Origin of the sequence: Streptomyces sp. NBC_01257 (assembly GCF_035917255.1) — a bacterium.
Taxonomy (GTDB): Bacteria; Actinomycetota; Actinomycetes; order Streptomycetales; family Streptomycetaceae; genus Streptomyces.
Window position 1 is genome coordinate 5,646,518 of the sequence record NZ_CP108472.1, and the last position, 21,713, is coordinate 5,668,230.

Annotated in this window: 11 protein-coding genes; 8 read left to right on the forward strand and 3 right to left on the reverse strand. The window is 71.8% G+C overall.

The window, feature by feature from the left end; translation table 11 throughout:
- The first annotated feature begins 140 nt into the window (after positions 1 to 140).
- Together OG408_RS24605 and OG408_RS24610 are read left to right on the forward strand one after the other, a co-directional pair.
- Positions 141 to 9,863 carry a polymorphic toxin-type HINT domain-containing protein gene (locus OG408_RS24605; protein ID WP_326671977.1) on the forward strand — a complete coding sequence of 3,241 codons (9,723 nt, stop codon included), beginning with the start codon at positions 141 to 143 and terminating at the stop codon, positions 9,861 to 9,863.
- 80 nt (positions 9,864 to 9,943) lie between these two features.
- Positions 9,944 to 10,375, forward strand: a complete 432-nt coding sequence (locus OG408_RS24610; protein ID WP_326671979.1) for a hypothetical protein — start codon at positions 9,944 to 9,946, stop codon at positions 10,373 to 10,375.
- A gap of 81 nt (positions 10,376 to 10,456) precedes the next feature.
- On the opposite strand, the gene OG408_RS24615 is transcribed toward OG408_RS24610, so the two are convergent.
- Both OG408_RS24615 and OG408_RS24620 read right to left on the reverse strand, forming a co-directional pair.
- Positions 10,457 to 11,845: a polysialyltransferase family glycosyltransferase gene (locus tag OG408_RS24615; RefSeq protein WP_326671981.1), complete on the reverse strand. Its 1,389-nt coding sequence runs from the start codon at positions 11,843 to 11,845 to the stop codon at positions 10,457 to 10,459.
- Positions 11,845 to 12,822, reverse strand: coding sequence for a glycosyltransferase family 2 protein (locus tag OG408_RS24620; RefSeq protein ID WP_266781944.1), 978 nt, complete (start codon positions 12,820 to 12,822; stop codon positions 11,845 to 11,847). The genes OG408_RS24615 and OG408_RS24620 overlap by 1 nt, the downstream gene beginning before the upstream one ends.
- Before the next feature lie 209 nt (positions 12,823 to 13,031).
- Between OG408_RS24620 and OG408_RS24625 the strand changes: the two genes are divergently transcribed.
- Genes OG408_RS24625 through OG408_RS24640 form a run of 4 tightly spaced genes read left to right on the forward strand, consistent with a single transcriptional unit; the run spans position 13,032 to position 17,679 of the window.
- Positions 13,032 to 14,381 (forward strand): DUF6716 putative glycosyltransferase, encoded by a 1,350-nt coding sequence (locus tag OG408_RS24625; protein WP_326671983.1) that lies wholly within the window; start codon positions 13,032 to 13,034, stop codon positions 14,379 to 14,381.
- A 32-nt stretch (positions 14,382 to 14,413) separates the two neighbouring features.
- Positions 14,414 to 15,658 carry an acylneuraminate cytidylyltransferase gene (locus OG408_RS24630; protein ID WP_326671984.1) on the forward strand — a complete coding sequence of 415 codons (1,245 nt, stop codon included), beginning with the start codon at positions 14,414 to 14,416 and terminating at the stop codon, positions 15,656 to 15,658.
- Positions 15,659 to 15,673: 15 nt separating this feature from the next.
- Positions 15,674 to 16,609, forward strand: coding sequence for an N-acetylneuraminate synthase family protein (locus tag OG408_RS24635; RefSeq protein ID WP_266781950.1), 936 nt, complete (start codon positions 15,674 to 15,676; stop codon positions 16,607 to 16,609).
- An 11-nt stretch (positions 16,610 to 16,620) separates the two neighbouring features.
- Positions 16,621 to 17,679, forward strand: a complete 1,059-nt coding sequence (locus tag OG408_RS24640) for a hypothetical protein (RefSeq protein ID WP_326671987.1) — start codon at positions 16,621 to 16,623, stop codon at positions 17,677 to 17,679.
- Positions 17,680 to 17,716: 37 nt separating this feature from the next.
- Here the strand turns inward: OG408_RS24640 and OG408_RS24645 are convergent, their stop codons facing one another.
- Positions 17,717 to 18,850 carry a M48 family metallopeptidase gene (locus OG408_RS24645; RefSeq protein WP_326671989.1) on the reverse strand — a complete coding sequence of 378 codons (1,134 nt, stop codon included), beginning with the start codon at positions 18,848 to 18,850 and terminating at the stop codon, positions 17,717 to 17,719.
- Positions 18,851 to 19,266: 416 nt separating this feature from the next.
- On the opposite strand from OG408_RS24645, the gene OG408_RS24650 reads away from it, so the two are divergent.
- Positions 19,267 to 20,493 carry an amidohydrolase gene (locus OG408_RS24650; protein ID WP_326674590.1) on the forward strand — a complete coding sequence of 409 codons (1,227 nt, stop codon included), beginning with the start codon at positions 19,267 to 19,269 and terminating at the stop codon, positions 20,491 to 20,493.
- A gap of 138 nt (positions 20,494 to 20,631) precedes the next feature.
- Positions 20,632 to 21,672, forward strand: coding sequence for a BMP family lipoprotein (locus OG408_RS24655; RefSeq protein ID WP_266781956.1), 1,041 nt, complete (start codon positions 20,632 to 20,634; stop codon positions 21,670 to 21,672).
- Positions 21,673 to 21,713: the final 41 nt, after the last annotated feature.

The following is a 21,713-nucleotide window of genomic DNA, read 5'->3' on the forward strand; positions in this document are numbered from 1 at the left end:
GATCGAGATTGACGGGTACATGAATAGTCGGTGCTTCGGTCGACACAGCTCCCTCACAGTCCTCAACATCAACTGATCTGTTTCATCACGCACTTGGGGGAGCCGTGCCTGCGTACCGGAGAATCGCGCGTCGTCAGCTGATGCTTCGCGCGGTACGCGGGATCTGGGGCACGGCGGTCGGTCTCGCCGTCGCCGTGACGCTGGCCGTGGGCTCACTGGCCCTGGCCGGAAGCGGGTTCCCGCTCTTCCCGGACCGGCCCGACGCGGCCAGGGGTCCCGGTCAGCAGTGGGGGAGCGCCGAAGGGCGCAGCCACGTGGCAGGCGGACCCGGCAACACCGAGTCACCGACGTCGACACGGGCCAAGTACCCGCTGGAGCCCCCGCGGACCGCCCGGCCGGCGGTCCGGCCCAATATCGCCGAGGTCACCGCGCCGCCCGCCGCCGCGGCCACCGGATTCGACCGCGCGACCAGCACGGAGCTCGTCGCCGAGCGCGACGCCCGCAGCCGCACGTACGCCAACCAGGACGGCACCCGCACCACCGAGATCTCCCCCACGCCCCTCAACTACCGTGATGGCAAAGGCGACTGGCAGCCGATCGAGCCAGGGCTGACCGGACGCGGGAACACCGCCCGCGCGGGCGAGGGCGTCGCCGGATGGACCAACACCGCAGACTCCGTCCGCCTCCACCTCGCCGCCCGCGCCGACGCCCCGCGGCTCGCCGCTCTCACCCTCCCGACGGGCGAGTCCTTCTCCTACGCGCTGAGGGGCGCCGCGCCCGCACCCGGAAAGGCGGACGGCAGCCGGGTCAGCTACCGGCAGGTCCTGCCCGGCACCGATCTGTGGCTGGACTCGCAGGCCGGCGGGGTCAAGGAGACCCTGGTCCTGAACTCCGCCGCCGCCCCGGCCGAGTACGTCTTCCCGCTGGACCTCGACGGCCTCGACGCCACCGTCCGGGACGGCTCGGTCGTGCTGACCGGGTCCGACGGCCGCACCAGGGCCGTCATCCCGGCCGGGTTCATGACGGACGCCCGCGGCGCCACCTCGTACGCCGTCCGCTACACGCTCGTCGAAGGGGACGAAGGCCCGGCCCTGAAGGTGAACGCCGACCGCGACTGGCTCACCGACCCGGACCGGGCCTTCCCCGTCCGCGTCGACCCGTCCGTCGAGACCGGCGCCGCGTCCACCTCCATGTACGTGAGGGACGGCGGCCCCTCCGTGGTCGGCACCGACGAACTCCAGGTCGGCCGCGGTCCGTCCGGCGCGACCGCCTCCTACCTCGGCTTCCCCGGCCTCGACGAGCGGCTGCGCAACCACCGGATCTTCGGGGCGCAGCTCCAGATCGTGAACTTCGACTCCGCCTCCTGCAAGGCGCGGCCGGTCTCCGTCCACCCGGTGACCCAGTCCTGGACGGCGGGCACCGGCACGGCCTACCCGGGCCCCTCGGTCGGCGGGGCGCTCGCCACCAGGTCGTTCGCGTACGGACACGTCGCCTTCGGCGCCTCGAAGTCCAACTGCCCCGCGGCCGGGGAGCTCTTCGACCTCGGCAGGGGCGGCCGCGACCTGGTCCAGCGCTGGGCCGACGGCACCCAGGCCAACAACGGACTGTCGCTGCGCGCCTCGGCGACCGACAGCCTCTCCTTCAAGAAGCTCACCGGCCACGCCACCGCGAACCCGCCGAAGCTGTTCGTCACGCACTCCCCGTACAGCGCCACGTACGCCTTCCCCAAGCCCGTCCCCGACCCGCCGGTGCTCCAGAACCAGGCCGGCAAGGTCAAGGTCACGGTCACGAACACCGGCGCCGAGACGTGGACCCCCGGCACCTACTACCTCGCGTACCGCGCGTACGACGCCAAGGGCAAGCTGGTCACCCAGCAGCGGACCGCCAACCTCACCGGCAGTGTCGCCCACGGGGCGAAGACCACCCTCGACGCCACCATCAAGGCGCTGCCCCCGGGCACGTACCTGCTCGACTTCACCATGGTCCGCACCGGCGGCAAGGTCTTCACCGACGAACAGGTACCGCCCGGCCGGCTCACCCTCCAGGTCTTCGACATCGCCCCGGTGGTCAAGGAGCAGTTCCCGCCCAACGGCTACCAGGCCCAGACCCTCACCCCGCAGCTGTGGGCCGCCGGCGTCGACATCGACGCCCCGCCCGGCTCCGCCCTCCAGTACAAGTACGAGATCTGCCAGGCGGACAAGGACGGCAAGCCGACCGGCTGCACCACCTCCGCCTACCAGACGGCGTCCGCCTACCCCGTCCCGGCCGGCCGGCTGAAGTGGGGCACCACCTACCTGTGGCGCGGCTTCGTCAAGGACGCCTCCAACGAGGTCCCCACCGCGCAGGTCGCCCTCGTCGCCGCCGTGCCGCAGCCCGAGATCACCTCACGGCTGTCCGAGGCACCCGGCAAGGAGTTCGACCCGAACGCCGGGAACTTCACCTCATCCGCGATCGACGCCTCCCTCACCACGACCGGGCCCGACCTGACCCTCGTCCGCACGTACAACAGCCTCGACCCGAGGCGTGACCTCGCCTTCGGCGCGGGCTGGTCGACCCGGTACGACATGCGGCTCACCCCCGACGACGACGGCAGCGGCAACGTCGTCATCCGCTACCCCGACGGCCAGGACGTCCGCTTCGGGAAGAACCCGGACGGCACCTTCGCCCCGCCGCCCGGCCGGTACGCCAAGCTCACCCTCGACGCCACGGCCGGCACCTACCGGCTCCAGGACAAGTCCGGCACCAGCTACGACTTCAGCACCGGCGGCCTGCTCGCGAAGATCACGGACGCCTCGTCGAACGTGGTCACGTACACCTGGTCCGGCCGGAGGATCCAGAGCGCCGCGCATCCCCGCAGCGGCCGCGCGCTGACCTTCACCTGGACCGGCTCCCACGTCACCGCGGTGTCGACCAACCCCGTCAACGGCGCCCCGCTCACCTGGTCGTACACCTACACCGGCGATCTGCTCGACACGGTCTGCGACCCGGCCGGCGGCTGCACCCGCTACGCGTACGGAACCGGCAGCCACTACGCCAGTACCGTCCTCGACTCCCGCCCCGAGTCCTACTGGAAGCTGGGCGAGGCCGAGGGAACCGCGGCCGACAGCGCGGTGGAGGCCAACCTCGCCAAGGACCGCGGCACCTCCACCGACGTCACCCTCGGTGCCGCTGGGGCGATACCCGGCGACCCGGGCACCGCGGCCGGCTTCAACGGCAGCACCTCCCGCGTCACGCTGCCCTCCGGCACCCTCAAGAAGAGCCGCGACGCGGCCGTCGAGGTGTGGTTCAAGACACCCGCCACCGGCGTCGGCGGGCCGCTCGTCGGCTACCAGAACAAGGCGTGGGGGACCACTCCGGGGACCGGTGTGCCCGCCCTGTACGTCGGCAACGACGGCAAGCTGCGCGGCCAGTTCTGGACCGGGACCGCCGCCCCGATCACCGACCTCACCAAGAACGTCAACGACGGCAAGTGGCACCACGCCGTCCTCTCCGCCTCCGGTTCCACCCAGAGCCTCTACCTGGACGGGAAGCTCTCCGGCACCCTCACCGGCAAGCAGCTCGTCGCCGGCGACCTCACCCACAACCAGATCGGCGCCGCCCACGCCACCACACCCGCCTCCTGGCCCGGCTGGGGCAGCACCGCGGCCCGCTCCTTCGCCGGCACCATCGACGACGTCGCCGTCTACCACCACCCGCTGGGCGCGACGGCCGTCGCGGGCCACTACCGCGAGGGCACCCGCACCGCCGACGTCCTGACCCGGACGACGCTGCCCTCCGGCCGCACCGCGTCCGAGGTCACGTACGACACCGCCCGCGACCGCGTCCAGGAGTACACCGACCGCAACGGCGGCACCTGGAAGATCGGCACCCCCGCCGTCTTCGGCAACGACACGGACCTGCGCCGCACCGTCGAGGTCCACGACCCGGCGGACTCGCCGTACTTCTACGAGTACGACGGCCTGACCTCCCGGATGCTGCGCTACGGCGAGCCGATGGCGCTCGGCGCCCGCGAGTCCGGCCCGTCGCCGAGCCCGTCGGACACCGACCCGCCGGCGGAGGTCTGCACCGAACCCGACCCGGGCGACCCGGCCTTCTGCACCAACCCGCCCGGCGACGGCGGCAGCGAACCCGACTTCATCCGGCACCCCGCCGACGGAGTGGCCATCCGCCTCTTCGCCTACGACGACAACGGCTTCCAGACCGGCATCACCAGCGAGAACGGCGACCGGGTCACCCTCGGCTACGACGACCGGGGCAACGTCACCAGCCGCACCACCTGCCGGACCAAGGACGACTGCCAGACCACGTACACCACCTTCCCCACCCCGGCCGGCGACATCGACCTGCGCGCCGACCAGCCCTCGCAGACCCTGGACGGCCGCTCCTCAGGACCCACCGACACCCGCTACCGCACCCAGTTCCAGTACGACGCACGAGGACTGCTCACCCTGCAGACGGCGGCCGACGGCGGCACCGTCAGGAACACCTACACCACGGGCGCCGAACCGGCCGTCGGCGGCGGCAACGCGCCCACCGGCCTCCCGCTGACCTCGACCGACCCGCGCGGCAAGGTCACCCGCTACCTCTACTTCACCACCGGCGACCTCGCCCAGGTCACCGAACCCTCGGGCCTGGTCACGAAGTTCACCTACGACGCCCTGGGCCGCAAACTCACCGAGACGGCCGTCTCGGACGCCCAGCCCGCCGGTGCCACCGTCACCCTGGCCTACGACAAGCTGTCCCGGCTCGTCTCCACCACCGAACCCGCCGCCACCAACGTCGTCACCCGCACGCAGCACCAGCAGCGCACCGTCACCGGCTACGACGCCGACGGCAACACCGTGCGCACCGAGGTCAGCGACGTGCTCGGCGGTGACGCCCCCCGGGTGATGACCTTCGAGCACGACGCGTACGGGCGGCCGGAGAAGGTGACCGACGCCGAGGGCAGCGAGACCACCTACGGCTACGACGCGCTCGGCAACAAGACCTCGATGGTGGACGCCAACGGCAACCACTTCGACTACGTCTACACCGCGCGCAACATGATGGCCGAGACCCGGATGCGCGACTGGGACGACGACGGCGGGAACCCGGACTACACCGTCGTGCAGTCGTACGCGTACGACATGGGCGGCCGGGTCGTCCGCAACACCGACGCGATGGGGCGCGACCTCGTCTACGAGTACTTCGGCGACGACCTCCTCAAGTCCATGACCCTCAAGGGCTTCCACGACCCGGACGGCACCCGGCGGGACATCGTCGTCGAGTCCAACACCTACGACGGTGCGGGCAACGTCCTGACCGAGACGGCGGACAACGGCAAGCTCGTCACCGCGTACACCTACGACGCGGTCGGCCGCACCAAGTCGGAGGTCACCGACCCGTCCGGGCTCGCCCGCCGGACCACGTACAGCTACGACCTCGCGGGCAACGTGGAGACCACCGCCTCCAACGGCGCCCCGTCCAACGTGCCGTGGCCCACGAGCGCCACGCCCGAGACCGTCCGTTACGTCTACGACAACGCGGGCAACGCCGAGCAGGAGATCGTCCAGAACGGCACCGAGAGCCGCGCCACGGTCTACGCCTACGACCAGCGCGGACTCGTCACCGCCCGCACGGACCCGGCGGGCCACCGCACCGACTACGCCTACGACGAGGTCGGCCGCCCCCTCTCGGCCACCGCGCCCGCCGTGGCGACCGAGTCGGGCGGCTCGGCCCCCGTCACCTCCCGGCCCACCACCTACACCGGCTACGACAGCTTCGGCGCGGTCACCGAGTCCGTCGACGCGGCCGGCAACACCAACCGCACCACCTACGACCGGCTGGGGCGCGCCCTCACCGCCACCGCACCCGACTACCGGGCGCCCGGCACCACCGGGACGGTCACCCCGACGACCTCGCGGAGCTACGACGCGCTGGGCAACGTGGTCACCGCGACCGACCCGCTCGGCCGGGTCACCGAGTTCGGCTACGACCGGCAGAACCGGCTCACCACCAAGGACGTGCCCGTCGGCACGGACGACGAGCACGCCCGGTGGGCGTACACCTACACCCGCACCGGTGAACTCCTCACCGTCACCGGCCCGGACGGCGCCCGCGCCGAGACGACGTACGACGACCTGGACCGGCCCGTCACCACCACCACGATCGAACGCACCCCGCAGCCCGGCGCGTTCACCACCCGCAACGAGTACGACGACGCGGGCAACGTGGTCAGGCAGACCGCACCCGGCGGCGGCGTCAGCCTGTACGGCTACGACAGTCTCGGACAGCTCACCCGGGCGACCGACCCCGGCGGGGTGGTCACCCAGCTCGGCTACGACATGAGCGGGCGCGAGGTCCGCACCACCGACGGTATGGGCCGCACCTCGGCCAAGCTCTTCGACGCCTTCGGCCAACTCGTGCAGGACTCCGACCTGGACACGGACAACAGCCCGCTGCGCAAGGTCGACTACGGCTACGACACCGCCGGCAACCTCACCACCTCCACCGACCCGCTGGGCCGCACCACCCGCTACGACTACGACGCCCTCGGCCGGCTGACCGGCCAGAGCGAACCGGTCTCCGCGACCGATTCCGTCACCACCTCCTTCGGGTACGACGCGCTCGGCAACCGCACCCGCTACACCGACGGCCGCGGCAACAAGACCCTCTACACGGTCAACACCCTCGGCCTGCCCGAGTCCGTCGTCGAACCGGAGACCGGTCGCGATCCGGCACCGCAGGACCGCACCTGGACCACCGCGTACGACGCCGCGGGCCAGGCCGTGCAGGTCACCGCACCCGGCGGTGTGGTCCGGACCCGCGGATACGACCGGGCCGGCCTCCTCGTCCACGAGACCGGCAGCGGCGCCGAGGCCGCCACCGCGGAGAAGACCTTCGGCTACGACGCGTCGGGCCGGCTGACGAAGGCCTCGTCCCCCGAGGGCGACAACACCTACGCGTACAACGACCGCGGCTCGCTGACCGAGGCGAAGGGGCCGTCCGGCGACGCGACCTACACCTACGACTCCGACGGCCTCCTCACCTCCCGCACGGACGCCGCCGGCACGGCCGACTTCGGCTACGTCCGCAGACAGCTGACATCGGCCACCGACCCGCTGACCGGCGCCGCCCAGACCTACCGCTACGACGGGGCCGGGTCCGTCAAGGAGATCGGCTACGGCGCCGGCCAGTCCCGCACCTTCGACTACGACGAGCTGGGCCGGATCGACACGGACACCGTCAGGAACAGCGGCGGCGCCACCATCGCGGCCACCGACTACGGATACGACACCGACGACCACCTCACCTCCAAGGAGACCACCGGCACGACCGGAGCCGGGGAGAACACCTACGGCTACGACGACGCCGGACGCCTCACCTCCTGGACCGAGAACGGCACCACCACCGAGTACGGCTGGGACGACAGCGGCAACCGGACCCGCAACGGCGACAAGACCGCCACCTTCGACGAACGCAACCGGCTGCTGTCGGACGGGGACTACACCTACGACCACACCCCGCGCGGCACCCTGGCCGGTCGCACCAGCTCCGGGATGACGGAGGAGTTCACCTTCGACGCCTTCGACCGCCTGACGAAGGCGGGGGAGTCCGGCACCGAGTACACCTACGACTCCCTGGACCGGGTGGCCTCCCGCGACGGGGCGGACTTCAGCTACGCGGGCCTCGCCCCCGACCCGGTCAAGGACAACAACTCCACCTACGGCAGGGGTCCGTCCGACGAACTGCTCTCGGTCGCCGAGGGCACCGGAGCGGCGCAGTTCACGGTCTCGGACAAGCACGGCGACGTGGTCGGCGACCTGTCGGCGACCGACGGCTCGGCCACCGCGCTGACCGGCTCCACGGCCTTCGACCCGTTCGGGCAGCCGTCCGCGGAGAGCGCGGGGGAGCCGGGCACCGCGGGCAACGCCGGCTACCAGGGCGACTGGACCGACCCCGACACCGAGCAGGTGAACATGGGGGCGCGCTGGTACGACCCCGCCACCGGGGCGTTCGACTCCAGGGACTCCTACACCTACGCCTCCGGAGCCTCGGTCCTCGCCAACCGGTACACCTACGGCGCGGGTTCACCGATGGACTACTCCGACCCGGACGGGCACTGGCCCAGCTGCGGCTGGTGCAAGAAGGCGTACAACAAGGTCAAGAACAACAAGTACGTCCGGGCCGCCGTCAAGACGGCCAAGACCATCGTGAAGGCGGTCGTCTACACGGTCCGCCATCCCGTCTCCGCCCTGCGCAAGGCCCTCAGCTACGCGGGCAAGGTGGCGAGCTACATCTACCGCAAGTCCGGCCTCAAGACGATCGTCGACGCCGGTGTGCGGATCGCCAAGAGCGTCGGACGCAGTACCGGGGCCACCCAATGGGCCCGGGAGAAGGCGGCCGAGGCGCGCCGGATCTACCACGAGACACGGGCCGCGGTCAGCCGGAAGGCCCGGGAGGCGGCGGCGTTCGTCGCGAAGCACAACCCGATCCCCGACATCGTGGCCGCGGCCCGGCCGCTCATGGCGGTGGCCAAGGCGATCGTGACGGCCGATCCCAATCTGCCGGCGATCCTCGTCGGCGCGGCCAGGAACGTGATCGCGGACGTGGCGAAGGCGACGGACGCCATCCGCGAGGCCGTGGTCGAACAGGTCGGCGCCGTCGTCGAGACGGTCCGTGACTCCGTGGACTGGGGCGCGGTGTGGGAGGGCGTCAAGACGGTCGGCAACGTCGTCGGGGACGTCACGGGCTTCAACGACATCAGGGACTGCGTCACCACCGGCGACATGGAGGCCTGCGCCTGGGCCGTCGCGACGGTGGCCGGTGTCGCCCTCGGCGGAGTCGGCGCGGGCGCGGTCCGGGCGGCCAAGGCGGGCCGGATGGCGACGAAGGCCGCGAAGTACGCGGACGACATCGCGAAGGCCGCGAAGAAGGCCGACGACACCCTGGACCGCGTCGAGTCGGCGGTCGAATGCGCCCAGCTCGCCTCGGACCTGGTGGGCAACAGCTTCGTGCCGGGTACCGACGTGCTGATGGCCGACGGCAGCCGGCAACCGATCGAGCAGGTCGAGGCGGGCGACCGGGTCCGGGCCACCGACCCCACCACCGGGAAGACCTCGACCCAGGAGGTCACGGCCACCATCAAGGGGAAGGGCCAGAAGAAACTGGTCCGCCTGACCCTCGACACGGACGGCGACAGGGGCGAGGCGACCGACACCCTGACCGCGACCGCCGGCCACCCGTTCTGGGTCCCGTCCGCCCGCAAGTGGCTGAAGGCCGGGGAACTGAAGCCGGGCCAGTGGCTCCGTACGGGCAGTGGCAGCTGGGTCCAGGTCGAGGCGGTCAGCGCCTGGACCCAGCAGGCCACGGTCTACAACCTGAGCGTGGACTCGGCCCACACGTACTTCGTGGGGTCGGGCGGGGCGACAGCCCTGGTCCACAACTGCGGCACCGGCTCCCGAGGCAACAAGGGCAAGTTCCAGCCCACGGTCAGTGTGCACCGGGCCCAGGGCGACTGGGACATGGACGAGCGGATATCCGAAGCGACCGGGCTGCGGTACGAGGCGGCCGAGGCCGCGACCGGGAGGGCCAAGAGCCGCACCTACACCGCGGCGGTCCACCGTCGGACCGGTGACATCGCCGTCGGCTGTTCGGGCAACGGCAGCTGCGCGGAGCCGAACATCCTGGGAGCCACCGGGTGGAACGCCGAGGATGTCGTCTTCACCCGTGCCGTGAGACGGGAGGACGTGGGCGACGGGATGGGGAAGGTCCTCCAGGAGAAGGAGATCTGCCCTGTGTGCCAGGGAAACTATCCGCCTCAGAACATGGTCGAGGGTGTCCTGATCAATCGGGACGGCCCCTGGATGATCGGCAGGAAATGACAGTGAAGGCCTGGCAGTGGGAGCTTCGGAGGCACGATTGGGCCGCTCTGCGCTGCGGCTGCGGCCGGGGCGCGGCACATTTGCCCGCGACCTTCGAACGGCTCCTGCGAGCCACCGACCCGGCCGAGGTCGTGGGCCAGACGCTCGCCGGTCACGTGGAGGAGCAGTCCATGCTCTTCGAGGCCGCTCCGCACGCGGTCCCGGTGATCCTTGCCGGGCTGGCAGAACACCCGCCGGCCTTCGTCCGGGGCCCCCTGCTGAGCACGCTGGGTTTCCTGGTCACGGGTGAGTCCCACCGCAGCGAGGTGGCAGCCGGGCGACCGGAACTCGACGGGGAGTGCATCGAAGCCGTGCAGGAAGGGATCTGGCAGCTGTACGCCGAAGCGGCCACCGGTCATACCGAGGCGGCTCTGGACGTCCTGGAGTACGCCGACCCCGACGACGAGCGTTTCGCCTTCCACCGGGAGCGGTACGCGGACCGGCTGCGGAAGCACGACGGGCGGGACGTCTGACCCGCTGACGGGCGCGGCGGCCCGCCTGCCCGACCGCCGTGCCCGTCCTGGTCCCCCACGCGGCGCCCACCCGCCCCCGCGTCAGCCCGCCGCGGCCCGCTTCAGGGTGCGGGCCTTGCGGGCGAGCCGGCGGACCGTCGCGTTGCGCGGGATGAACGCGAGCTGTGCGGGGATGGCGCCGGGCAGGCCCAGTGCGGTCAGCCGGCGCCGTTTGAAGTAGCGCCAGAGGCTGTCGTGGTGCCGGCTGAGGTAGCGCTCGGCGTCGGGACGCAGCGCGGCCTGGATCTGCGGCTGCATGGCGTACCCGACCGCGGCGAGGAGACCCGTGGGCTCGCCCCGGACCTCCTCGGCGGACGGCAGCGACCAGCCGGTGACCGCGGCCGGGTCCTCCAGGTCGGGCAGCAGCGCGTCGACGATCGTCAGGGGGACGCGGTTGCTGTTCTGGTACGGGGTGAGCTGCTCCAGCAGCGGGCCGGTGCCGACGCGGGCGACCGGGAGCCCGTAGAGCGAGGCGGCGGTCAGCAGCGCGGTGGAGAAGCAGCCGACGACCAGCGCGGGACGCATGGTGTCGAACAGTGTCTCGGCCAGGACCGGGCTGTCGAGCACGGTGAGTTCGGCGCCGAGCCGCTCCGCCTCCAGCTCCAGCGCCCGCGCCCAGTGGGCCGGCGCGCTGGGGTGCGGCTTGAAGACGACCCGGCGGTGGCCGAGGGCGACGGACCCGCGCAGCATCCGCGCGTGCAGGTCCTCCTCCTGCTGGGGCGTGAGGATGCCCAGCGTGGAGAGGTACTGGCCGAGCAGCAGCGCCGGTCCGGGGCCCCCGTCGTCGTCGGGCAGGTCCGCCGGTCCCGGGAGTTCGCCCAGCACCTTCAGGAAGACGTCCGTCGGCACGATCTCCGGCTCCACGCCGAACTCGGTCAGCAGCAGCGGCCGCAGGCCCGGCACCAGGTCCAGGTGGAGCAGCCGGCGGATGCGGGTGCCGACCAGCTGGTCGAGCTTGCTGCGGGTCGGTCCGTAACTCATCAGCCCGTCGGCGTAGATGTGCACCGGGCTGTCGCCGAAGATCGTGGTGAGGGCCTGGGCGGGGTTGGCCTGGATGGACTCGCAGGCGATCTCGACCGGTTCGTCGCCGAGGTCCCAGGCCCGGCGCACGGCCCGCTCCCAGAGCGAGGCGTCCTGCTCCCGGGGCGACCAGCCCGCGGGGTGGAACGGCCGGATGAAGTCGTTCCAGGACCGCACCGTGTCGAACTCGGACGCCAACTGCTCGAAGCCGGGCCGGAGATGGAGCGGCGTGCCCAGTTCGGGGGAGGGTGAGGTGTCGCTCACGACGAGGATGCGCCGGTGCTCGGAGCGCGGACCGAACTGGCCCGCGCGCAGGGCCGCGACCAGGGTGGCGACCGCGTACTGCGTGCACGCGGAGAAGATCTGGGTGGTGGACCGGCCGACCGGCGCGGTGTACGTGCTGCCGGGCATCAGGCCGCGACCTCCCGGGAGACGGAACGGCGGCGGACCCGCCGCAGCTGGCCCGCGCGGCGGTCGCCCAGCGAATTCAGCGTATCGGCGAGAATTTCCTGCGGCATGCGCCGCAGGGAAGCCGCGCTCATGGAGCGCAATTTCCGGGCCACTGCTGGTTCGAACCTTTCGATGGATTCCAAGTGGTGCGCCATGACCGCGCAATAGGTGCGCACCGCCTTCGGCAGCAGCCGGTCCGCCTCCGGATCCCGGGCCGTTTCCTCCAGGACCTGGTCGAATGCCCGGATGAAGTCCAGCTGGCGCACATCTCCGATCTGGGTGAGCGAGGACGCCACCCCGCGCCGGTAGAAGACGCCCGGCAGGCCGACCACCGCGAACGATTCCGCCTCACGGTGCAGCCGCCAGATCCAGGGCCGGTCCTCCGCGGTGCGCAGCCCGTCCCGGAACCGCAGCACCCCCGAGTCCGCGAGCCGCCGGTGATAGGCACCGGCCCAGGCGTACGCGTAGTCGACGGGCGTCGACCGGTCGGACGGCAGGATCACGTCGCGCGGGTTCAGGACGGTGTCGCGCAGACCGTGCGGGACCCGGTGCACGGTGCGCACCCGGTCCGTGAACTGCACGTGGTCCGTACGGACGAAGTCGCATCCCAGCCCCGTGATGGCGGCCAGCAGCCGCTCGTAGTGGCCGGGCACGACCCAGTCGTCGCCGTCGAGGAAGGTGAGGTACTCGCCGCGCGCCGCGTCGATACCAGTGTTGCGTGCGGTGGCCAGGCCCCCGTTCCTCTCGTGTCCGACCAGGACGGCACCCGGGATCTCGCGCTCGGCGCGCCGGAGGATCTCCAGGGTCCCGTCGGTCGAACAGTCGTCGACGAGGATGAATTCGAAATCATCACGGGCATTGGCCCGCAGACTTCGCAAGGTATCGGGGGCATAGGCCCGTACGTTGTAGAACGGCACGATGACGGAGAGCTTAACCACGCGTCACACGCTAGGCGGAGGTCCGGCATTTGCCCTTGACCTGATGGGGACGGCAGGTGAACGACGAATGTCGAAGTGATGAACCAGGTCCATTCCTCACCGGGAGCGGGGCATTTGTGAGGGTGATTCGCCAAGCGTCGGCGGGCTGTTAACCCGCTGTTGCCATCGCGTTGGGCCGCCCATCGAAATGCCTTCCTAAGTTTTGGGACGTGCCCCCACGTACCGAAAAGACGAGCGCTCTCCGGGTCGCCGTCCTCGCCGACTCCGACACCCGATGGAAGTGGGGCGCGCTCACCGCGCGCCGGCTGACCACGGGCGACGGAAGCGCGTCCACGCCGCCCGCGCAGATCAGCGGACTGCTGCTCCGCGGCCGGGCGACGCCGACACCCCGACAGCTCGCCGAGGTCGGCGACGTCGGCATCGACACCGACCGGGTGCGCGAGGTGACGGCCGTCGAATTCCTGCACACCGTGCGGGACGAGGGGTACGACCTCGTGGTCCTCGCCCTCGTCGGCGGGGCAGTCCAGGCGATGGTGCACGGCCTCGCGGCCCTCCGGCTGCCGGCCCGGCCCGTCGTCGTCACCGGTTACGTCGGCGTCGTCTACGAGAAGCTCGCCGACGGACTGCTGCTGCGGCACGGCGCCGACGTCGTCCTCGCCAACTCCCGCCACGACGCGCAGCGCTTCCGCGCGGTGTACGAGGGAGTGGGCGCCGACGCGTCGGCCGTCACGGAGGCCGCCCTGCCGTTCCTCGGCGGCGCCCCGCACACCCCCGAACAGGGCCGCGACACCGTCGTGTTCGCCGCCCAGCCCTCCGTACCGGCCTCCCGCGCCGACCGTACGTACCTGCTGCGCAGGCTCGTCGAGCACGCCAGGCTGCACCCGCGGCGCGAGGTGCTCCTGAAGCTGCGCTCCAGGCCGGGCGAGCACACCACGCACATCGAGGAACTCCCCTACCAGCGGCTCGCCGAGCGGCTGCCCGGCGGACTCCCGCCCAACTTCCGCCTCGTGTACGGGCACATGGGCGAGGTCCTGGACCGCACCGACCTGCTGGTCACCGTCTCCTCGACCGCCGCCCTGGAATCCCTGCACCGGCGCATCCCCACCGCCGTCCTCACCGACCTCGGGGTGCGCGAGACCCTCGGCAACCACCACTTCATCGGCTCCGGCCTGCTCACCTCCTGGGACCACCTCGACGGCGGCGCCCACCCGGAGCCCGACCCCGCCTGGCTGGCCGGCCAGGGCGTCGCCGCCGACGGCAGCTACGGAACGGCCTACGACACCGCCCGCGCCCGGGCCACCGCCCTGCTCGCGCAGGACCGGCTGCCGGACCTCGCGCCCTACTACACACCCGCCACCGCCCCCGGCTACCTCCCGGGCATCCTCGCCCGCCACCACCTGGCCCCCGACGGCCACCCGCTGCCGGGCGCCGCCGGGCCCCGGGAGACCGGCCGGGTCAGGGGAGCGGTGCGCGAGGCGGTCCGCGACGCGGCCCGGGGCGCGTACCGCCACGGCGTCCAGCGCGTCGCCCCGGTCATCCGCCGGATGGGCGAGCTGTGAACACCACCACCGGAACTCTTCCTGGAGCAGCGATGACGCAGCCCACCAAGCAGCCCACCGTGCTCGCCGTGATCCCCGCCCGCGGCGGATCCAAGGGCGTCCCCGCCAAGAACCTCGCCCAGGTCGGCGGTGTCCCGCTCGTCGTCCGCGCGGTCCGCGCCTGCCTCGCGTCGGGCGAGGTGACGGACGTCGTCGTGACGACCGACGCCCCGGCCGTCGCGGAGGCGGCCCGCGCCGCCGGCGAGAGCCTCGGCGAATCGGCCCGGGTGCACTGCGTCCAGCGCCCCGAGGCCATCGCCGGCGACACCGCGACCAGCGAGGCCGCCGTCCTGCACGCGCTGGACACGTACGAGGCCGAGCACGGCCGGAGCGTGGACGTCGTCCTGCTCGTCCAGTGCACCAGCCCCTTCGTCGCCCGCGAGGACATCGACGGCGTCGCCGCCGCGGTCGCCCGCGAAGGCGCCGACACGGCCGTCACCGTCGCCCCGTTCCACGGCTTCCTGTGGCGCGACGGCAGCGCGGTCGAGGACCACAACTACGGCGTCAACCACGACAAGGCCGTCCGCCCGCGCCGCCAGGACCGCCCCGAGGACCTCCTCGAAACGGGCGCCGCCTACGCGATGGACGCGGCGGGCTTCCGTACCCACCGCCACCGCTTCTTCGGCCACACCGCCCTGGTGCGCACCGACCCGGCCCGCGTCCTGGAGATCGACGACCCGCACGACCTGGCCCGCGCCCGCGCCCTGGCCCCGCTCCTGGACCCGGCGCCGCTGCCCACCCGCGAGGACATCGACGCCGTCGTCCTCGACTTCGACGGCACCCAGACCGACGACCGCGTCCTCATCGACTCCGACGGACGCGAGACCGTCGCCGTCCACCGCGGCGACGGGCTCGGCATCGCCGCCCTGCGCAAGGCGGGCGTCCCCCTCCTGATCCTCTCCACGGAACAGAACCCGGTCGTCGCCGCCCGCGCCCACAAGCTCCGCGTCCCCGTCCTGCACGGCATCGACCGCAAGGACCTCGCGCTCAAGCAGTGGTGCGACGAGCAGTCCATCGCCCCCGAACGCGTCCTGTACGTCGGCAACGACGTCAACGACCTCCCCTGCTTCGCACTCGCCGGCTGGCCCGTCGCCGTCGCGAGCGCGCACGACTCGGTACGCGCCGCCGCGCGCGCCGTGACGAAAACCCCCGGCGGCTTCGGCGCCGTCCGCGAGATCGCGGCCTGGCTGCTGGGCCCCACCCTCATCACCTCCACCCTCACCACCCCCGCCAAGTAAGTAAGGAACACCCTCATGAGCACCTCCCGACTGCGCACACTCGGCGACCGCACCGCGGGCCCCGGCCACCCCGTCTACGTCACCGGCGAGATCGGCATCAACCACAACGGCGACCTCGACAACGCCCTCAAGCTGATCGACGTGGCCGCCGAAGCCGGCTGCGACGCCGTCAAGTTCCAGAAGCGCACCCCCGAGATCTGCACCCCGCGCGACCAGTGGGACATCGAGCGCGACACCCCCTGGGGCCGGATGACGTACATCGACTACCGCCACCGCGTCGAGTTCGGCGAGACCGAGTACCGCGCCATCTCCGAGCACTGCGCCGAGCGCGGCATCGACTGGTTCGCCTCCCCGTGGGACACCGAGGCCGTCGCCTTCCTGGAGAAGTTCGACGTCCCCGCCCACAAGGTCGCCTCCGCGTCCCTCACCGACGACGAGCTGCTGCGCTCGCTGCGCGCCACCGGCCGCACGGTGATCCTCTCCACCGGCATGTCGACCCCGCGCCAGATCCGCCACGCGGTCGAGGTCCTCGGCTCGGACAACATCCTGCTCTGCCACGCCACGTCGACGTACCCGGCGAAGGCCGAGGAGCTGAACCTGCGCGTCATCAACACCCTCCAGCAGGAGTACCCCAACGTCCCGATCGGCTACAGCGGCCACGAGACGGGCCTGCAGACCACCCTCGCGGCCGTCGCGCTCGGCGCCGCGTTCGTCGAGCGCCACATCACCCTCGACCGCGCCATGTGGGGCTCCGACCAGGCCGCGTCCGTCGAGCCGCAGGGCCTGACCCGCCTGGTCCGCGACATCCGCACCATCGAGGCGTCCCTCGGCGACGGCGTCAAGAAGGTGTACGAGTCGGAGCTCGGCCCGATGAAGAAGCTCCGCCGGGTCCCGGGCGTCGTGGCGGAGAGCGGCGAGACGGCCCAGGCCGCCGAGCCGGTCGCGGTCTGACGGGCAGACCGGTGAACCTCGCCTTCGTCGAGAGCCCGGTCCAGCTCCTGAACGTCCTGGAGTGGGCCTACACAGAGGGAGGCGGCGGCCGTGTCGTCGCGGACGTCACCGTCGTCGTCCTCCCTCCGGTCGACCCGATGTCGCGCGGTCAGCTGCGCCGGATGGCGGAGCTGGCCCGCGACGAGGGCATCACCGTGCGCTGGCAGGAGGCGCGCGGCGACTCGGGCACCCCCCTGAAGTCGCTGCGCGCCCTCACCAAGCTCGTGCGCAGCGCCGACCACATCGTCATCGGCGACCCGTTCTCCCGTTACGTACAGCTCCTGCTCACCCTGGTCCGCCCCCGCCGGCTCACCGTGGTCGACGACGGCACCGCCACCATGGAGTTCGTCACCCAGATGACCCGCGGCGAACGCCTCACCCGCTGGCACCGCCGCGGCGGCTCCGGCCCCCGCGACCTGGCCCTGGCCCCGGTCTCGGCCACCGCCCGCCGCCGCTTCACCCCGTCCGCGGCGCGCGAGGTCGAACTCTTCACCGCGATGCCGGTGATCCCGCCGCCCGGCATCAGCCTCATCCCCAACACGTTCTCCTGGACCCGCTCCCGCTTCGGCCCGCCGCTGCTGACCAAGGGCGCGGACCTGGTCGGCACCTCACTGGTCGAGACCGGCGTCGTCGACCGCGCCCCCTACCTGGAGGCGGTCGCCGCCCTGGCCCGCACCCACGGCGCCACCCGCTACTTCGCCCACCGCCGCGAGTCCACCGAGAAGCTCCACGCCCTGGAGGCCGCCACCGGTCTGGAGATCGTCCGCCCCGACCTCCCCCTCGAACTCATCGCCCGCCGCGGCCCCATCGGCCGCACGGTCCTGAGCTTCCCCTCCACGGTGGTCCACACCCTGCCGCTGGCCCTGGTCGGCACCGAGGTCAAGGTCGCGGTCTGCGACATCGCCCCGGAATGGCTCCGCGAAACGGCGTCCCCGAGAGCCCAGGGCTTCCTGGCCGGCGTCACGGAGACGGCCCGCGACGTCCAGCGGCTGGCACCCTGGCGGGCCACGGCGGTGACGACGGAGGCGTGAAGGGGCGGGGACGGACGCGGCCGACGGACCGTGCCGGCTACCGGCCGTCCATGATCCGGCGCGCCACCCGGTCCCTCGCCCCCGAGAGTTCGTCCTGCAGCGCGGTTCGGCGTGCGGTGTCCATGGTGACCGCCGCCGGCAGGACCGCCGCGGTCAGGAGCCGGGTCCGGCGCAGGTGGGTCGGCGGGTGTGTGGCGTCGACGCTGTGACCGCGCAGCGCGCTGCAACGGCGCTGACGTTCGTGCTCGCTCTCCGGGATCGTGTCCATGTGGGCGGCCAGGCGTTCCCACAGGCCGCTCCAGACCTCACCGCCTGCCGCGGTCCCGCCGCGCCGGGTCCGCAGGGAGTTCGACTCCCGCAGCAGCTTCGCGGCGACGGAGTCGGCGACCAGCAGCCGGTCCATCAGCCCCACGGCAGCCTCTGTGGAGCCGCACCGGGCAGCGAAGGAGTCGGCCAGGTACTCGCCGCGCTGGGCGGCGCGCAGGGTCAGGTGGTCGAGGACCATGAGAACGCCCGTGACCGCGGAACGGGGAAGCAGGTAGAGGGCGTTGATCACGGCCTCCAGGGGTGTGGGGTGCTCGGCCGGGGCCAGCAGGTACCGCCAGGTGTCCAGCGAGCGGCACGCGTTGCCGATGATCAGGCCGTGGCGGGTGTCGCCGTTGGCGTAGTGGCCGAGCTCATGTCCCAGCAGCGCGATCCGCTGCTCGGCGCCGAGGGTCTCCCAGAGCCCGAGCCCGATGGACAGCACCCGGCGGCGCCGCAGGCCGTACGTCGACACGCTCGCGTTGAACTCGCCGGTGACCGAGACCGCGTGCACGCCCGTCGTCCCCACCGTTCCGGCGATCTCGTCGATCAGGGCGAACAGCTCCGGCGCGTCGGCCCGGCGCAGCACCGGCTCGTCCTCGGGCAGGCGTGCGAACCGGGGACGCAGGACCCAGGCGGTGACGAGGCACAAGGCGCCGAGGAAGGGGAGTCCGCTGCCCCAGCCGAGCGTCACCAGCAGCAGTCCGCCGACGAGCAGGGCGGCGGTGACGCCGTGGACGGCCAGTGCCAGGGCGAGGGCGAGAACACCGGACGCATCGCGCCGGGGGCGCAGGGGCCCCTCCGCCGTCACCTCTGCCAGCAGACTCTCGCCGTACTGCCGGGCCAGCCGGTGCCGCAGGGCGTCCATCCGACCGGCCGGCTCCTCGGGCGCCCCCGGGTCCACATTCCAGTCGCAGGCGGCACACCACGGGACGAACCTGTGGTCCGTGCGGATTTCCGCACCACATTCCGGGCATGACTGAACGCGTATTTCCGCTGTGCCGAGCACTGCCGAGGCCCCCCTCGTCCCACGGCTCCGACCGGAAGCCGTTCAGGTGTACGACGAACGTGCATCCGTGTCCGTCCGCAAGGGTGCAGCGTAGGCCGCGGATTCGAGGGCCGTACAGGGGGTTGCGGCGGGAAGAAATCCGGAGAGTTTACCCGCCCCTATCTCATGTCACACGTGGCGGCGCCGTCTTTTGTTCCTCTATGCGGCTGAACTTTTGTTGATCTGTGGTCAGTTGACGGGGCAAGGGGCCTACCCTTCAACGGGTGAACCAGTTGATGTCCCGCGAGTCCGATGCCGACCTGCCCGGGGACCGGGCCCTGCCCGGCACGCTGCCCGAAGCGCTGCGCGCCGAGCTGATCGCCTTCCGTCGTGATCTGCACATGCACCCCGAGCTCGGCAACCAGGAGTTCCGCACCACCGCGGCCATCAAGGCCCGGCTGGAGCTGGCCGGGCTCGTGCCGCGGGTGCTCGCCTCCGGGACGGGGCTCATGTGTGACGTCGGGACGCGGGACGGGTCGACGCCGCCGATGCTCGCGCTGCGGGCCGACATCGACGCGCTGCCGATCCCGGACACCAAGGCGGGCGTCCCGTACCGCTCCACCGTCCCCGACCGGGCGCACGCCTGCGGGCACGACGTCCACACCACCACCGTCCTCGGCGCCGGCCTCGTGCTCGCCGAGCTCGACCGGCAGGGGCTGCTGCCCAGTCCGGTGCGGCTGATCTTCCAGCCGGCCGAGGAGGTGCTGCCCGGCGGGGCGCCCGACGCGATCGAGTCCGGGGTGCTGGAGGGTGTCGGGCGGATCATCGGGGTGCACTGCGACCCGAAGGTCGACGTGGGGCGGATCGGTCTGCGGGCCGGGGCGATCACCTCCGCCTGCGACCGGCTGGAGGTGTCCCTGGACGGGCCCGGCGGCCACACCGCCCGCCCGCACCTGACCACGGACCTGGTCACCGCCGCCGCGAAGGTGGTCACCGAGGTCCCCGCGCTGCTGGCCCGCCGGGCCGACGCACGGGCCGGGCTCGCGCTGACCTGGGGGCGGCTGGAGACCGGGCGCGCCTGCAACGTCATCCCGCAACACGCCGAACTGTCGGGCACGGTTCGCTGCCTGGACCTGACGGCGTGGCGCGAGGCGCCGGACCTGGTGCACGCCGCGATCGACGAGGTGGCCGGGATGCACCGCGCCAAGACGGTGATCAACTACATCCGGGGTGTCCCGCCGGTGGTGAACGACGCGGCCGCGATCGATCTGCTGGCCGGCGCGATGTCCGCCCGCCGCGGATCGTATGCGATCGAGGACACCGAACAGAGCCTGGGAGGGGAGGACTTCTCCTGGTATCTGGAGCACGTGCCGGGCGCGATGGCGCGGCTCGGGGTGCGGACGCCCGGCGACACGCGCGGGCTGGACCTGCACCGGGGCAACTTCGACGCGGACGAGGAGGCGATCGCCGTGGGGGTGGAGCTGTTCACCGCTTCCGCTCTGCTTCACGGCAACCATCCGTAACCGGACAGGTCACCCCCGGTTCGCGACGATCCGATAACGGCTTCCGTACAGGGCTTTATCTGACATCTACGCGCGTTACGATCGCCGCGAAACCAGCGCCGGAAGAGGCGCTTCGGTCAGGTTTGAAGGAGCCTTCCCTTGCGCCGGGTATCCAAGATCACCGCAGCTTGTGCCGTTACCGCGGCGCTGGCACTCACCGCCACCGCGTGCGGCAGCTCGTCGGACGAGAGCAGCAGCTCCGACGACGGCCAGATGAAGATCGGCATGGCCTACGACGTCGGCGGCCGTGGCGACAACTCGTTCAACGACTCCGCCGCCCGCGGCCTCGACAAGGCCAAGGCCGAGTTCGACGCCCAGACGAAGGAGCTCACCGCCAAGAACGGTGAGACCCCCGCCGACCGCGAGCAGCGTCTGCAGTCGCTGGCCGAGGGTGGCTACAACCCGGTGATCGCCGTCGGCTTCGCGTACAAGGACGCGGTCGACAAGATCGCCCCCAAGTACCCGAAGGTCAACTTCGGCCTGGTCGACTCCGTCGCCGACGCGAAGAACGTCGACTCGATCGTCTTCACCGAGGAGCAGGGCTCGTACCTCGCCGGTGTCGCGGCCGCCCTGAAGTCCAAGGACGGCAAGGTCGGCTTCATCGGCGGTGTGGACCTTCCGCTGATCAAGAAGTTCGCCGCCGGTTTCCAGCAGGGCGTCAAGGACACCAAGCCCGCGGCCACGGTGCAGATCCAGTACCTGTCCACCGGTTCGGACCTGTCCGGCTTCGGCAGCCCCGACAAGGGCAAGGCCGCCGCCAAGGGCATGCTCGACAAGGGCGTCGACGTCATCTTCGCCGCCGCGGGCGGCTCGGGTGCCGGTGCGATCGAGGCCGTCGCCGGCCAGAAGGGTGCCTGGGCCATCGGCGTCGACTCCGACCAGGCCCTGGACCCGGCGCTCTCCAAGTACAAGGCGTCGATCCTGACCTCGGTCGTCAAGAACGTCGACACCGGCGTCTTCGACCTGGTCAAGTCCGTCAAGGACGGCAAGCCGCTGACCGGCACGCAGACGTACTCCCTGGCCAAGGGCGGCGTCAGCCTGACCACCACGGGTGACCACCTCAAGGACATCCAGACCCAGCTCGACGCGGCGAAGAAGAAGATCGTCGACGGCACCATCACGGTCAAGACCACGACCTGATCCGTCCCGTAGATCGGGGCCCGGACGAGTGGCTTCGGCCG

What these genes read in the sequence shown, in the direction of transcription:
- OG408_RS24605 (WP_326671977.1), top strand. Translation starts at nt 141, where the DNA reads ATGCTTCGCGCGGTACGCGGGATCTGGGGCACGGCGGTCGGTCTCGCC.
- OG408_RS24630 (WP_326671984.1), top strand. Translation starts at nt 14,414, where the DNA reads ATGACGCAGCCCACCAAGCAGCCCACCGTGCTCGCCGTGATCCCCGCC.
- OG408_RS24635 (WP_266781950.1), top strand. Translation starts at nt 15,674, where the DNA reads ATGAGCACCTCCCGACTGCGCACACTCGGCGACCGCACCGCGGGCCCC.
- OG408_RS24615 (WP_326671981.1), bottom strand. Translation starts at nt 11,845, where the DNA reads ATGCCCGGCAGCACGTACACCGCGCCGGTCGGCCGGTCCACCACCCAG.
- OG408_RS24650 (WP_326674590.1), top strand. Translation starts at nt 19,267, where the DNA reads ATGTCCCGCGAGTCCGATGCCGACCTGCCCGGGGACCGGGCCCTGCCC.
- OG408_RS24645 (WP_326671989.1), bottom strand. Translation starts at nt 18,850, where the DNA reads ATGGACGCCCTGCGGCACCGGCTGGCCCGGCAGTACGGCGAGAGTCTG.